13 protein-coding genes, 1 tRNA gene and 1 pseudogene are annotated in these 14,009 nt (G+C 49.4%); 6 read left to right on the forward strand and 9 right to left on the reverse strand.

Features of this window, described 5'->3' with window-relative positions:
* The 3 genes from ACO1NT_RS07850 to ACO1NT_RS07860 form a co-directional block, all read left to right on the forward strand.
* A partial coding sequence (locus tag ACO1NT_RS07850; protein ID WP_449047985.1) for a cytochrome c occupies positions 1 to 828 on the forward strand: 828 nt, incomplete at its 5' end.
* Between the two features lie 10 nt (positions 829 to 838).
* Positions 839 to 1,117: a hypothetical protein gene (locus ACO1NT_RS07855; RefSeq protein ID WP_449047986.1), complete on the forward strand. Its 279-nt coding sequence runs from the start codon at positions 839 to 841 to the stop codon at positions 1,115 to 1,117.
* A gap of 2 nt (positions 1,118 to 1,119) precedes the next feature.
* Positions 1,120 to 1,524: a cytochrome C gene (locus ACO1NT_RS07860; protein WP_449047988.1), complete on the forward strand. Its 405-nt coding sequence runs from the start codon at positions 1,120 to 1,122 to the stop codon at positions 1,522 to 1,524.
* Positions 1,525 to 1,529: 5 nt separating this feature from the next.
* Here ACO1NT_RS07860 and yidC read toward each other — a convergent pair whose 3' ends face one another.
* Complete coding sequence (gene yidC, locus ACO1NT_RS07865; protein ID WP_449047990.1) at positions 1,530 to 3,368, reverse strand: membrane protein insertase YidC; 1,839 nt, start codon at positions 3,366 to 3,368, stop codon at positions 1,530 to 1,532.
* Positions 3,369 to 3,388: 20 nt separating this feature from the next.
* Positions 3,389 to 5,008, reverse strand: coding sequence for a CTP synthase (locus ACO1NT_RS07870; RefSeq protein ID WP_449047992.1), 1,620 nt, complete (start codon positions 5,006 to 5,008; stop codon positions 3,389 to 3,391).
* Between the two features lie 239 nt (positions 5,009 to 5,247).
* Between ACO1NT_RS07870 and ACO1NT_RS07875 the strand changes: the two genes are divergently transcribed.
* Both ACO1NT_RS07875 and ACO1NT_RS07880 read left to right on the forward strand, forming a co-directional pair.
* Positions 5,248 to 8,256 carry an amidohydrolase family protein gene (locus ACO1NT_RS07875; RefSeq protein ID WP_449047994.1) on the forward strand — a complete coding sequence of 1,003 codons (3,009 nt, stop codon included), beginning with the start codon at positions 5,248 to 5,250 and terminating at the stop codon, positions 8,254 to 8,256.
* Positions 8,257 to 8,263: 7 nt separating this feature from the next.
* Positions 8,264 to 9,580: an amidohydrolase family protein gene (locus tag ACO1NT_RS07880; RefSeq protein WP_449047997.1), complete on the forward strand. Its 1,317-nt coding sequence runs from the start codon at positions 8,264 to 8,266 to the stop codon at positions 9,578 to 9,580.
* Between the two features lie 79 nt (positions 9,581 to 9,659).
* Here ACO1NT_RS07880 and rplS read toward each other — a convergent pair whose 3' ends face one another.
* Positions 9,660 to 10,007, reverse strand: coding sequence for a 50S ribosomal protein L19 (gene rplS / locus ACO1NT_RS07885; protein ID WP_449047999.1), 348 nt, complete (start codon positions 10,005 to 10,007; stop codon positions 9,660 to 9,662).
* Positions 10,008 to 10,163: 156 nt separating this feature from the next.
* Between rplS and ACO1NT_RS07890 the strand changes: the two genes are divergently transcribed.
* Positions 10,164 to 10,238: transfer RNA gene (locus ACO1NT_RS07890), tRNA-Pro, on the forward strand.
* A gap of 214 nt (positions 10,239 to 10,452) precedes the next feature.
* Here ACO1NT_RS07890 and ACO1NT_RS07895 read toward each other — a convergent pair.
* From ACO1NT_RS07895 to ACO1NT_RS07920, 6 genes and pseudogenes are all read right to left on the reverse strand, one after another.
* Positions 10,453 to 11,406, reverse strand: a complete 954-nt coding sequence (locus ACO1NT_RS07895; RefSeq protein WP_449048001.1) for an alpha/beta fold hydrolase — start codon at positions 11,404 to 11,406, stop codon at positions 10,453 to 10,455.
* Between the two features lie 17 nt (positions 11,407 to 11,423).
* The gene (locus ACO1NT_RS07900; protein WP_286590191.1) at positions 11,424 to 11,885 is read right to left on the reverse strand and encodes a hypothetical protein; all 462 of its coding nucleotides are present in this window, start codon (positions 11,883 to 11,885) and stop codon (positions 11,424 to 11,426) included.
* A 13-nt stretch (positions 11,886 to 11,898) separates the two neighbouring features.
* Entirely contained in the window at positions 11,899 to 12,282 is a 384-nt protein-coding gene (locus ACO1NT_RS07905; RefSeq protein WP_449048002.1) for a DoxX family protein, read from the reverse strand.
* A gap of 6 nt (positions 12,283 to 12,288) precedes the next feature.
* Complete coding sequence (locus ACO1NT_RS07910; RefSeq protein ID WP_286590187.1) at positions 12,289 to 12,753, reverse strand: SRPBCC domain-containing protein; 465 nt, start codon at positions 12,751 to 12,753, stop codon at positions 12,289 to 12,291.
* Positions 12,754 to 12,757: 4 nt separating this feature from the next.
* Positions 12,758 to 13,078, reverse strand: a complete 321-nt coding sequence (locus ACO1NT_RS07915) for an ArsR/SmtB family transcription factor (RefSeq protein WP_286590185.1) — start codon at positions 13,076 to 13,078, stop codon at positions 12,758 to 12,760.
* A 134-nt stretch (positions 13,079 to 13,212) separates the two neighbouring features.
* A pseudogene (locus ACO1NT_RS07920) lies at positions 13,213 to 13,410 on the reverse strand (hypothetical protein); the annotation flags it as partial.
* Positions 13,411 to 14,009: the final 599 nt, after the last annotated feature.

The raw sequence follows: 14,009 nt of genomic DNA on the forward strand, positions 1-14,009 counted from the left end.
AACGGCTGCGTGGCCTGCCATACCCAGCAGGTGCGCAATGTGGATATGGATCGGCAGTGGGGGAAACGGCCCAGCGTGGCGGCCGATTATGCCGGTATTACGCGCACGGATGTATGGCGCAATACGGCAACCTTGATGGGTACCGAGCGTACGGGCCCCGACCTGACCGACGTGGGCAACCGCCAGCCCAGCCTGGAGTGGAACCTCGTACACCTGTATAACCCACGTATCGTGGTAGCAGCTTCGGTAATGCCGGCTTACCCTTGGTTATTCGAATACAAAGCATACCCCGCAGACGACGACGTGGTGGTGAATGTACCCGAGGCGCACCTGGAGAAAGGTAAAGGCAAAGTGGTAGCCACCGAAGAGGCCCTGCAGTTGGTGGCCTATTTGCAGTCACTCAAACAGGTGCCGTTGCCCGACGGCCGGCCATCGCCCGGGTTTCTCTATGCACGGGAGGCCGCCAAAGCCGCTTCGGGCGATGAAGCGGGCGGGCTTGACGGGGCGCTGTTATATGCCACCCACTGCCAAAGCTGCCACCAGGCCAACGGCGAAGGGCTACCGGGTGCTTTCCCGTCGCTCAAAGAGAGCAGCATTGTCAATGGCGACGATTTAGGGTTGTATGTAGACATCATCATGAATGGATATGATGCCCGGCCAGAGTTTGCCGCAATGCCGGGTATCGGCACCATGATGGAGCTCAGCGCCGCTGAAATAGCGGCCATTATCAACCACGAACGGACGAGCTGGGGTAATAAGGGCAAGGAAGTGACAGCGGATGAGATTACGGAAATTTTGGATTTCTTGGCAGAGGACGCCAATAGATAGCAGAAGCACGATGGAAAGACACCATAACCTGAAACGGGCCATACTTACGCTCATGCCGGTGCTAACGGCGGTAGCTGGATGGGCTTGCCCGGTATGTGAGAAACAGCAGCCGAAGGTGCTGCGGGGCGTTGCCCACGGCGCCGGGCCCGATAACAACTGGGATTACCTCATTGTGGGGGTGATCACGGTTATCGTACTGATTACGTTGTATTATTCCATGAAATGGCTGGTGCGCCCGGGCGAGGATACCCCCAGCCACATCAAACGGAATGTTTTAGACCTTGATTGATTATGGAAGGCAAGAGCAAGATACGCATTTTCCTGGATGACCATCCGCAACCCATAGCGGAGGTGATGTCGCCGATCAACTTCGAGCTGGATACCGGGAAACTGGTTGATGGCCCCCACACCCTGAAGATCGTTGGGAAAGACCCCACCGGTAAAGAAGGGATCCGCATCATCCCGTTTATTGTACGCAATGGGCCGGCCATCGATGTGGAAGGGATCACCGAAGATGCCGTGGTGGATGGGGTTATCCCCATCATGGTCAACGCCTATGGCAAGGGCGACCAGCGTTCGTTCCTTATCGAAGGAAGTGAGACACCCCAAAGCATCCCCTCATGGGTATGGGTGCTGCTTATCGCGTTTGCGGGTTGGGCATTGTATTACCTTTTCCGCTATTTCGGCATGCCCTAAGCCACTTATTTCTTTCCCTTCGGCTTATTCTGCTGCTGGCGCATGTATTCTTCCATGCGCTGCTGGAATTTCGATTTTTTCTTAGCCTCGGGCTTTTTCTTGTTTGCCTCGATGATGGCCAGGATTTTGTCGTCGTTCACCATTTGGCGGATAACGAGCTGCTGTCCGAAGGTGAACACCGTAGAAAGGAAGTAGTAGTAGTTCAGGCCGGCCGGGAAACTGTTCAGTACGAAAAGGAAAATCAACGGCATGAAATAGCCGATGTATTTCATCTGCGCATTGGCGGCACCTGAAATCGAATTGTTGTACCACGTAGATAACAAGGTGGCGCACGTCATCAAGATACACATCAAGCTGATGTGATCCACGCCGATAAGCGGCAGCGGAGAAAACGTGATGACCGAATCATACGTAGACAAGTCTTTTACCCATAAGAAACTCTCGCCCCGCAGTTCGAACAGGTTGGGGAAGAAGAAGAAGAACGCAATGGTAAATGGCATCTGCAGCAGCATGGGGATACAACCCCCCAATGGGTTCACACCCGCCTGCTTATAGAGTTTGAGGTATTCCTGCTGCAGTAACGTTGGGTTATCCTGGCCCACTTTCTCCTTTATTTCGTCCATTTCCGGTTTGAGTACCCGCATTTTGGCCATGGATACGTACGACCGGTAGGTTAACGGTGAAAGCACCGACTTCAACAGTAGCGTAAGGATGAGGATAACCAAACCGTAACTCCAATTGAAACTATCGAGGAAATTGAATACCGGCACCGTGATGAATCGATTGATCCATTTCATCGGGCCCCAGCCCATATCGATTTGCTTTTCCAAGCCATATCCATGCGCTTTCAAGACCTTGTATTGGTTGGGCCCGAAGAAGAAATGCATGGGATAGGTATTGATGTCCTGCCGGTTGAAATCGAGGCGTAGATTGGCGGCAAATAGTTTTACAATGGCCGAATCGGCACTCGTGTACACGTTTATTTTCCCACCGTCGAAACCGTTTTCTGAAACCAGCACGTTCGAGAAGAAATGCTGTTTGAAAGAAACCCATTCAAGTTGTTCGGAGAGGTCCTCTTCATCATCTTCTGTGGTGCTTAAATGGTCTACGTCTCGGTCGGCATGGGCATAATACAAGGTAGACCGTTGGCGCTCACTGTCCATGTCTTTCTCCTTTTGGGTAAGCGCCGCTTCCCAATTGAGTACCAACTGTTTCTCCGAGGGCGCCACCACATCCTGCATGCCCTTGGTTACAATGGTGAAGCCGATGTTGTGGTCGCCACCACGTATAGAATAAATGTAGTCGATGTATTTATCGGCAGCATAAGCCAAGCGGAAAGTCACGGACGCCGAGTCCTGATCTGTCACGAGGATATCGTTGCCCTGCGTGGTAAAGTACAGGTCGTTGGTGATGATGTTTTTACCGGCTGCCGAGAAGAAGAGGCCAAACTGGTTGTGTTCGCCATCAAACAGCATCAGGGGCTGTCCGTCGTAGGTTTTCTCATCTTTCAGTTCAACCGATTTTATCCGCCCGCCTTTCGTGCTGATGGCCGCTTTGATGTGTTCGTTTTCGAGCGTGATGATCCGTTCGTTGCCGGCAATGGCTTGGCCAAAAGGTCCATTCAGTAAGGTGGAATCGATTTCGGGTGCCGTGCTCGTTGGAGCCGTTCCGGCGGAGTCGGTGGTTGCGGATGTTACATTTTCAATGCCCGCCCGTGCACGGGCAAGCGAATCCTGCAACTGGCGCTCGCGTTTTATTTCTTCGTCCGAAGGCTGCAATAGGTAAAAAGAACCTGCAATGATGACAAAGATTAATACCAGGCCCGTCAGTGTATTTCTATCCATTTCTTAATCTGCGCTATTCGCTATTTCTGTTTGGCTACTTTGTTATGGGTCAAAGAAGCGGCTACAAAGCTAACAAAAAGTGGGTGAGGATTTGCAACCGTTGATTTTAATTCTGGGTGGAACTGCCCCGCCACGAAAAAAGGGTGGTTTTTGAGCTCCACGATTTCTACCAGGTTATTGTCTGGATTGATGCCCGAAGCCACCATGCCGGCTTCGGCGTATTGATCAAGGTAGTCGTTGTTGAATTCGTAGCGATGGCGGTGGCGCTCCGATATCTTGTGCTTGCCATAGATGGTGGCTGCCTTGGTGCCCTTTTTTATCTCGCAGTCATACGCACCCAGGCGCATGGTGCCCCCCATGTTCTTCACCTGCTTCTGGGCTTCCATCAGATGGATTACCGGATGTTTGGTTTTCGGGTCCATTTCCACGCTGTTGGCGTTCTTGAGTTTCAGCACGTTACGCCCAAACTCTACCACTGCGCATTGCATGCCCAGGCAGATACCAAAAAACGGGATGTTGTTTTCGCGTACATATTTGATGGCCGTCAGCTTGCCATCCAGCCCACGTTCGCCAAAGCCCGGGGCTACCAACACACCCGATGCTTTCTTAAGTTTTTCCTGCACGTTGTCGTCGTCGATGCTTTCGGCCGCGATGTACTTCACGCGTACCTTGCATTCGTTCATGGCACCGGCATGGATAAACGCCTCGTTGATGGATTTGTAAGCATCGGGCAACTCCACGTATTTCCCTACCACAGCAACGGTGATTTCGGCTGTTGGGTTTTTGAGCTTGCCCAGGAATACCTTCCAGTTGGCCAGATCGGGTTCATTCTTCGTAGACAGTTTAAGTTTCGTCAACGCCGTTTTGTCCAATTGCTCTTTGAGCATCAGCAGCGGCACGTCGTAAATAGACGGCGCATCGATCGATTCGATGACGGCATTGATATTCACGTTGCAAAACAACGCCAGTTTCTTGCGGATTTCCGAGTTGAGGTGGTGTTCCGTGCGGCAAACCAGGATATCGGGCTGGATACCGTATTCCAATAAGGTTTTAACCGAGTGCTGCGTGGGCTTCGTCTTGAGTTCGCCTGCGGCGGCAAGGAAGGGTACCAACGTAAGATGGATCACCAGCGAGTTGCTGCTGCCCAGTTCCCAACGCAATTGCCGCACCGCTTCGATAAAAGGGAGCGATTCGATATCGCCCACGGTGCCGCCAAGCTCGGTTACCACAATATCGTAGTCGCCATCTTGGCCGAGCATACACATCCGGCGCTTGATCTCGTCGGTAATGTGCGGTACCACCTGCACGGTTTTGCCCAGGTACGCGCCCTCGCGTTCTTTATCGATGACATGCTGGTAAATGCGGCCGGTGGTCACATTGTTGGCCTGTGAGGTGGCCGTGTTGAGGAAACGCTCGTAGTGGCCGAGGTCCAAGTCGGTCTCTGCCCCGTCTTCGGTAACGTAGCACTCCCCATGCTCATATGGGTTGAGGGTGCCTGGATCGATGTTGATGTAGGGGTCGAACTTCTGGATGGTTACCTTATAGCCCCGTGCTTGGAGAAGTTTGGCCAAGGAGGCCGAAATAATACCTTTCCCTAACGACGAGGTAACGCCGCCCGTAACAAAAATGTATTTAGTCATGACAAATTTTGGGTGTATGCTATTCGCGTTGTAAGCCAAAAAAAGCTTCAAACATCACGTTTATGTACGGGGTACAAAGGTAGGCTTTTTTCCGAGATTATCGATAAAAGATTTTTTGGGTAACTTTCCTATTACGTGGCGTTTTTTTTGTCTGCTTTTTGAAATAACCCGTTACATTTGAAGTAAGCTGTGCCTCCTCATCATGCGAGGCCTTATTATATACACATGATATTCCTAAAATGAAGAGAACCTTCCTGTTACTTTGGTCTATGCTGTGGTGTGGTGTCATGGCCGCGCAAGAAACCTTTCCCGTAAATGGCTCCCACGACGAGCGGCCGCGGCTGTTTGCTTTCACGAATGCCCATATCGTGGTCAAAGCGGGCGAGGTGATTCGCAACGGCACCCTGCTGGTCGATGGAAAGCGCATTGCGGCATTGGGTAAGAACACCTCGGTACCCAAGGGCTATGTAACCATCGATTTGCAGGGGAAGTTCATCTATCCATCGTTCATCGATGCGTTCAGCGAGTACGGACAGGGCAAGGAAAGCGCAAATGGCCAGCAAGGCGGTGGCCGCCGATCCCAGATCTTCGAATCGACCAAGAAGGGGGCCTATGGCTGGAACGGGGCCATACGCCCGGAGGTGGCTGCTAAAGAGACCTTTGCGGTAGATGGCGGAAAAAGTGAGGAACTCCGGAAAATCGGTTTCGGGGCGGTGCAATCTGTCGTACGCGATGGCATTGCCCGCGGAAGCTCCGTGGTTGCCACCCTGGCCGATGCCCGCGAAAACGAGGTCATCATCCTCCCGGATGCCGGCGCCCATTACTCGTTCAGCAAGGGCACCGCCCAAACCAGCTATCCCACGTCATTGATGGGTACCATTGCCTTGCTGCGGCAAACCTATTATGACAGCCAGTGGTATACCAAACAACACGACGAATACAACATGTCGTTGGAAGCTTTCGGTAGGTTGCAGGCACTGCCCCAGTTTTTCGAGGTAGACGATGTGCTCGATGTGCTCCGGGCCGATCGGATCGCCAAGGAATTCGGCACGCACTATATCATCAAAACCGGCGGTAACGAATACCAGCGGCTGGCGGACGTCAAAGCCACGGGCGCGAGCCTGATCGTACCCCTAGTTTTCCCGAAAGTGTATGACGTGGAAGATCCCGCCGATGCACGCAACGTGACGCTGGCCCAGCTCAAACATTGGGAAATGGCACCCGCGAACGCAGCGATGTTGGAAGATGCCGGTATCCGCTTTGCCATTTCGCCGATCGGGCTTAGCCATCTACGCGATTTCTGGACAAACCTTCGCCTGGCGGTGGATAACGGGCTTTCGCCCGACTACGCGCTGCGCGCCCTTACCGAAATACCGGCCGACATGCTGGGGGTATCCGACCAGTTGGGTACCCTGGCGGCGGGAAAGCTGGCCAACTTCATCATCGCCAGCGATACGCTGTTTAAGGAGGGCACCATCATCTATGAAAACTGGGTGCAGGGCAAGAAATTCGTGGCTACGAAGGTTGCCGTGCGGGATATCACAGGCGAATATGCCACCACCGTGCCCGGTGTTGGTGCTGCGCACCTGTTTATCAACGACGACGACGGCAAGCTGACAGCCCACCTCAAAATAGGGAGCGATACCGCGGAGACCAAGGTAACCGCCGCGCGGACGGGCGATTTGCTATCGTTCAGTTTCAACCCGAAAGGGCAGGCGGGCAGTACCCGCATCAGTGGCTACCTTGCCGATGCCGACCCGCTGGAGCTGAAAGGAGAAGTGGTACAGCCAGATGGCACTTCCGCCGCATGGGCAGCCAGCTATGCCGCCCCCTACACGGCTACCGCGAAGCAGCGGGCGCCCAAAAAGAAGGCCGTTTCCGAAGGGGAAGTGATCTATCCATTTATAGCTTATGGCAATGCCGTATTGCCGCAGGCCGAGACGGTGTTGATTAAAAACGCCACGGTGTGGACCAACGAAGCAGACGGCATCCTTGAACATACCGACGTACTCCTTGCCGGCGGAAAAATCAAGGCCGTGGGGCAGGGGCTCTCGGGCGCCGGCGCCACGGTAATCGACGGCACCGGCAAGCACGTCACACCGGGCATCATCGATGAGCATTCGCACATCGCCGTGAGCCGTGGAGTCAATGAGGGCTCACATTCGGTAACGGCAGAGGTGCGGATAGGTGATGTGGTCAATTCAGAAGATATCAATATTTACCGGCAGTTGGCGGGCGGGGTCACCACCTCGCACCTGCTGCACGGCTCGGCCAACTCCATCGGTGGCCAGTCGCAACTCATCAAGCTCCGTTGGGGGCAGAACCCCGAAGGGTTGAAATTCGGCGCCAACGACGGTTTCATCAAGTTCGCGCTGGGCGAGAATGTGAAGCAAAGCAACTGGGGTATCAGCGGTAGCCGGTTTCCACAGACCCGTATGGGGGTGGAGCAGGTTTACTACGATGCGTTTACCCGTGCCAAGGAGTATCGGGCACGCATGGAGGCAAACGACCCCACCCTGCGGCGCGACCTTACGCTGGATGCGTTGGTAGAGATTCTTGACAAGGAACGGTTCATCACCTGCCATTCATACGTGCAGTCGGAAATCAACATGCTGATGCATGTTGGCGACAGCATGGGCTTCCAGGTGAATACGTTTACCCATATCCTGGAAGGTTATAAGGTGGCCGACAAAATGGCCAGCAGGCAGATCGCCGGTGCTTCCTTTGCCGATTGGTGGGCATATAAGATGGAAGTGCAGGAGGCCATTCCGTACAACGCCTACCTGATGCATAAGCAGCATGTATTGACGGCTATCAACTCGGACGATGCGGAGATGGCGCGCCGGCTCAACCAGGAGGCGGCCAAAGCGGTGAAGTACGGTGGCGTAAGTGAAGAAGAGGCCCTGAAGATGGTTACCCTCAACCCCGCCAAAATCTTGCACGTAGATGACCGGGTGGGGAGCATCGCGCCGGGCAAAGATGCCGATGTGGTGGTTTGGAGCGATAAGCCCCTTTCGATTTATGCAAAGGCCGAAAAGACGTTTGTAGACGGCGTGAAATATTGGGATATCGATGCGGACGCGGCCAAGCAACAGGCACTTGCGGCCGAGCGTGCACGGCTTATCCGTAAATCGCTAGAGGCCAAAAGCGGCGGTGGTGTAACGCAGCGCCCCACGGCGCAGCCCAATATGGAATACCACTGCGATACCATCGGCGAGGTCGGCGAATTGGAAGATCACATGGATTAACACGATAATGATGAATGCTATCAAAACATATCTGCTTACGGGTGCAGCGGCGGTTGGTTTGCTGTTTGCCGGCACTACGCACGCACAACCCACCATCTATCCCGCAAAGGAGCAGGCGCAGGCGGTGGCGATTACCGGGGGTACCATCCACGTGGGCAATGGTACGGTCATCGAACAAGGTACCGTCATGTTCGAGCGGGGGAAGATCACCTACGTGGGCACCGCAACAACGCCAGCCGATGACGTGGAGATTATCGATGCCACCGGCAAACATATCTACCCCGGTTTCATTGCGCCAAATACCAACCTGGGGCTGGTAGAGATAGAGGCGGTGCGGGCTACCGTAGACGATGCCGAAGTGGGCGAAAACAACGCCCATGTCCGTTCGTTGATTGCGTATAATACGGATTCCAAAGTAATCAATACACTGCGGTCCAACGGTATTTTGCTTGCACAAGTTACGCCGCAGGGCGGGCTGGTATCGGGCCAGTCGTCCGTGGTGCAGCTCGATGCCTGGAATTGGGAAGACGCGGCCTATACGGTCGATGAAGGCATCCATATCCACTGGCCCACGCTGCGGTTCTCCCGCTATGGCGGTGGATCGGCGGATATCGACGCCCAGAAGGAGGCGGTGCAGGCGGAAATGATGCAGCTGGAGGATTTCCTGCGGCAGGCGAAGGCCTATGCCGAACTGGCCGATGCCTCCGTTACCAATGCACGGTTTGAAGCATTCAGGCCGGTATTTGCGGGCAACCGGCAGGTGTATGTACACGCCAACAAGGCCGTCGATATCATCGCTGCCGTGTCTACCCTCAAGCGGCACGGTATCGTGCCGGTAGTGGTGGGTGGGGCAGAGGCCCACCTGGTTACCGGGCTGCTGGCAGATAATGGGGTGCCGGTCATCATGCAGCAGGCACACGCCCTGCCATCCGGCACAGACGTGGATGTATACCTGCCCTACAAACAAGCAAAAATACTGACGGATGCCGGCATATTGGTGGCCTATGGCATAAAAGGCTTTTGGCAGCAGCGCAACCTGCCTTTCATGGCCGGCACGGCGGCAGCCTATGGTTTAGATAAGGAGCAGGCGCTGGCCACGATTACCAGCAATGCGGCCAAGATACTGGGTATCGACGATCGTACGGGCACATTGGAGGTAGGCAAGGATGCCAATGTGATCGTTTCCGATGGCGATGCATTGGATATGCTGGGCAACGACATCCAACGCGCCTTTATCCAAGGGCGCGATATCAACCTCGACGACCTGCATAAGCAGCTATTCGAACGTTATGAATTTAAGTACGGGTTGTCTGAAGGGCCGTGACCACGGCCATGGGACATAAAAAAGGAAGCTTTCCTCGAAAAGAAAGCTTCCTTTTTTATAGCTTAAAACGCCGGGGCGGTTAGAATCGCTTCGATTTGATACGAGCTGCTTTGCCGGTAAGGCCGCGCAGGTAGTACAACTTAGAGCGGCGAACTTTACCGTGGCTGTTTATTTCCACTTTCTCGATGTTCGGTGAGTTTACCGGGAAGATACGCTCCACACCGATGCCGTTTGACATCTTGCGTACCGTAAAGGTTTGGTTGGTGCCAATGCTATTGCGTTGGATAACAACACCTTGATATACTTGGACACGCTCTTTGTTTCCTTCGCGGATTTTATAGTGAACGCTAACAGTATCCCCTGCCTTAAATGCGGGAACCTCATTTTTTGTTACCGCTTGATCTTCTACAAACTTTACTAAATCCATGATTTTGAGTAATTAATGACGATTATTATCCCGTAAAAATCGAGCTGCAATATTAGCGATATTTTTTGGAATACGAAAGTTGTTTTTTTAAAAAAGAATGTTGATGTATTTTTTGGAAATACGATTTAATTTTTACCTTTGCAGACCTTCGGGATTCGGGGTGTAGCGTAGCCCGGTTATCGCGCCTGCTTTGGGAGCAGGAGGTCGCAAGTTCGAATCTTGCCACCCCGACTTGACGGGACAAAGTAGAAATATCTAACTTTGTCCCGTTTTTATTTTGCCTTAATCCTTTGTTAATCAAGTTGATGCATTCTATAAATTCATTCCTTCTGGCGGTTCGAACTTTGTTTTCTTTAAATACCACTTTTTCTGGATAAATTGAACCAATATCCTCCCTTATTGAGTCGCAGACCCAAGTTAGATAATCGCAGAAACGGGGGTAGCATTAATTTCCATCTATGAAACCAAGTATGGAAGTGATAAACTCCTTGTTTTTTTCATAATATAGTATGTGCCCCCCGTTAATTTTCCTGACATTTCCGTTAGTAAAATGGAACAAGGAAAAGTGATTTTTACCTATGGAATGATCTTTCTCCCCAGCGATGATCAAAACAGGCAAACTGACCTCTTGGGTCATAGGCGTATAATCCCGCCAGTAATCATTTATTGTAAAGACATGTTTGGCAAAATCATAATCACTGGGATTCTGGGTGTCAATTTCCTCAACACGGTCAACATTGATTTTATTATCAGAAAGCATTTTATAGGCCAGTCCCTTCTGGGTCAGTGCTTTCTTGGCCTTCATAAATGTGGAGATCAAGGAAGCGGAAGTACTATCGGGCGCAGCATAATTCGTTTGCAAAAGATGGTTTATATAGTTGATCTGACCTTCGATGGAATAACGCATGCTGAGCGTTGAATTCACTAATATCAGCCCCTCTACCCGGTCAGGGTGACTTAATGCATAATTTAGAGCCAGAATGCCCCCAAAAGAATGTGCCATCAGATACACTTTTGTAGCACCATAGTGCTCGCGTATTAAATCGATATCTTTAACCATCCTTGTCAGGGAGTAGTCACCTTCTGCAGCTTTCTGTGAACGGCCGCATCCCCGCTGGTCATAGTACACCATCGAAAGATTCTTCTCCAGATTGTCGCCAACAAGTCCCTCAAAGGATTTACTCCAAGCTCCCGGCCCGCCGTGAATAAAAATACATATTGGTCCCGTACCGGATTTTTTAACAAATAACTTTGTGCCGTCATCAGTCGTTACATAGTCATGGTTCGTCGACTGACCATGAGCTGTTATGCCCGTGCGGAAGAGCATTACTACAATTGAAAGCACTGCGATACCTGCACAGAAGAGCATTAATACAATTGAAAGTCTTGTTTTGTCCATAAAATGCTTCTTTACTTTTAATATTCGCCTTTTATTACGAAAAACGTACCCCGAATGGTGCCTGCCAATTTGGATTTTTGTCTGGCGAACTTAAACTTGGATAGTTCATTTGGAACTTCCATTCCTTCGGATAGCTTGAAACCAACAGCTCTTTTCTTGGGGTTATCGAGCGGATATAATACATTAATCCCAAGACCGCTTTCGTAAAACACAAACACCCATTTAATGTTTTCAACGTTCATGATTGCCGTCTCCAGTGGTTTAGCCTCAATCTCTATATTTCGTTCTTCTTTTAAAATCTTATGCACCCAGTCAATGGTATCTTGACTTTCAGAGGCGGGTTCAGTCATAAATTCAGCCTTGTACTTATTCATGAAATAACGCGCTTCATTTGCCCGCAAACCGGCGAGTGCTTCTGCCACGGGAGATGATTCTAACCCCAATACGGTGACATTCTTAAAATCTATTTTATGAGCCATGTTTTTATTTATTTTAATTGTTGTTGAAATTAATTTTTCTATCCGCTGGCCTGAAATACCAAGACAAAACAGTTACGGATAATAATATTAACGAAGGTAAGGCTTCCGTGAATGGCTGACCAACAGCTAAATGGGAAATGAAAGCACCGGACATGGCAAAGAAAAATCCTGCGTAAGCCCACTCTTTCAATAACAAAAATCTGGGGATAAGAATAGTTACCACTCCTAATAGTTTCCATACACCAAGAATACTTAAAACATACAATGGATAACCCAATGAACTTACAATTTCATTATATCCGCCAATTTGTAACATTTGCTGTATGCCACCTGCCGTCATTCCGATGGAGAGAAATACCGTTGTGATCCAATAAATGATTTTGTTTCGCTTTTCCATAAATTGCTATTTTAATTTGTTTATAATTTCCTGTAGCCTGTCATGTGCCATATTTAGCCCACTCGCAAAAGGTAGTTTGAGTTGTTCAGCTCGATGTCCCTCCGACTGATAAATGATTTGAATCTTCAATTTGCTGGTATCTTCATTAAGTTTTTCAAAGGTCAGAAATTCAAGCTGGACACCGATAGGCGCATTTTCCATTTCAAATGTCCGGATGATTTTCTGGTTGGGAACCACCGTGTGGATTGTTCCGTTGGCTTTAAAGGCTACCTTGCCCTGGTATGACGTTTCAAACTGATAGCTACCATGATTTTTACTTTCAAGTTTTATCACTTTTGTTCCCATCCATTGTTCAATAAGTTCGGCTTCTGAATAGGCCTTAAATAGCAACTCTACCGGCAAATCGAATGTTCTGGTTATTACTAATTCCTGTTTGCCAGCTTCGGCATTGATTTTTGTTTTCTGTTCCATCTAATTACTTCTTTTTATATTTTTTCATGACGGCCTCCAGTTTATTAAACTTAGCTTCCCACATTTGTCGGAAAGGTTCGATGAAGTCTGCTATTTCTTTCATTTTTTGTGGATTGAAGTGATAATAAATTTCTCTGCCTTGCTGTTCCTGTTTTAGAAGTTCACATTCCGTCAGGATTTGTATGTGTTTTGAAACTGTAGGTCTTGCCGTATCAAAATTGGAAGCAATTGCCCCTGCCGTCAATGGCTGAGCTGCCAACAACAGGAGTATCCCTCTTCGCGTTGGGTCAGCAATAGCCTGAAATACATCTCGTCTTAATTTCATTGTGTCGTCATTTGACTTCAAATATAAGCGTAGTTATTTAACTACACAAATTTTTTCTCATTTTTTTTGCCAGGGTGGTGAAAGTTAGAAGATTGTCGGGTGTTCTAACGGGTATAGAATATAATTAATTTGAACTATTCCGATTGCACCAGATGCTGTAAGTTCGGGTCGTTTTTGATGCGCTCCATTTCATTCTCAATAATATGCAGGATGTCTGCTTTTATCTGACGGTAATTGCTTTCTATCTGCTGTTTCATCTGATCCTCGCCCTGCTCATCTTTAAAAGACAGGATTTGCGGTATCTTCTGATAGGCTTTGGTTTCAGCGGCAACCGAAGTGAATTTCTATGGGCGGAATTGGAGATTGCTTCCTGATTACAGGTTAATAGATAAACAATTCGGGCAACCACTGACTACAAACTGGATAGTTCGCTTCACAATCCATGCAGTAAAACGATATATAATCTATAGACAGAAAAACGCAAGCAGTAACGGACGATTGTTGCCACTTATTTAGTCGACGTGTTTTCATAGCACTCAGTTTTAACAATACTCATTGTGCCAAAAAACGAAATGAAAAAAAATAATGAAAGTTCGAACCATTTATTTTTTTTCCTCTCCAGTTTTTAAGTGTTTATTACTTTTTCGCTATTAAATTGTTGATTTAAACATACTTATATTTTATTTTCATTTAATAGCTTTTTTCAAATCTTCTAAAAAGTGATTTGAAAATTGTACTGGGAAGCCGACCACACTTACACTAAGTAAGGTCAAAAACCCTCAAATTCATAGAATTTGAGGGTTTATTGTTTTATATCATATCAAGAAACCCCAAAGAATATCAAGGTAAATGTGAGTTAAACGGTGAGTCATTTTAAGTTTTAAATTTACTCACCGAATAGCTTATAAATAACTGTAAATCACTTATTTAA

It is taken from the genome of Parapedobacter sp., from assembly GCF_053550995.1.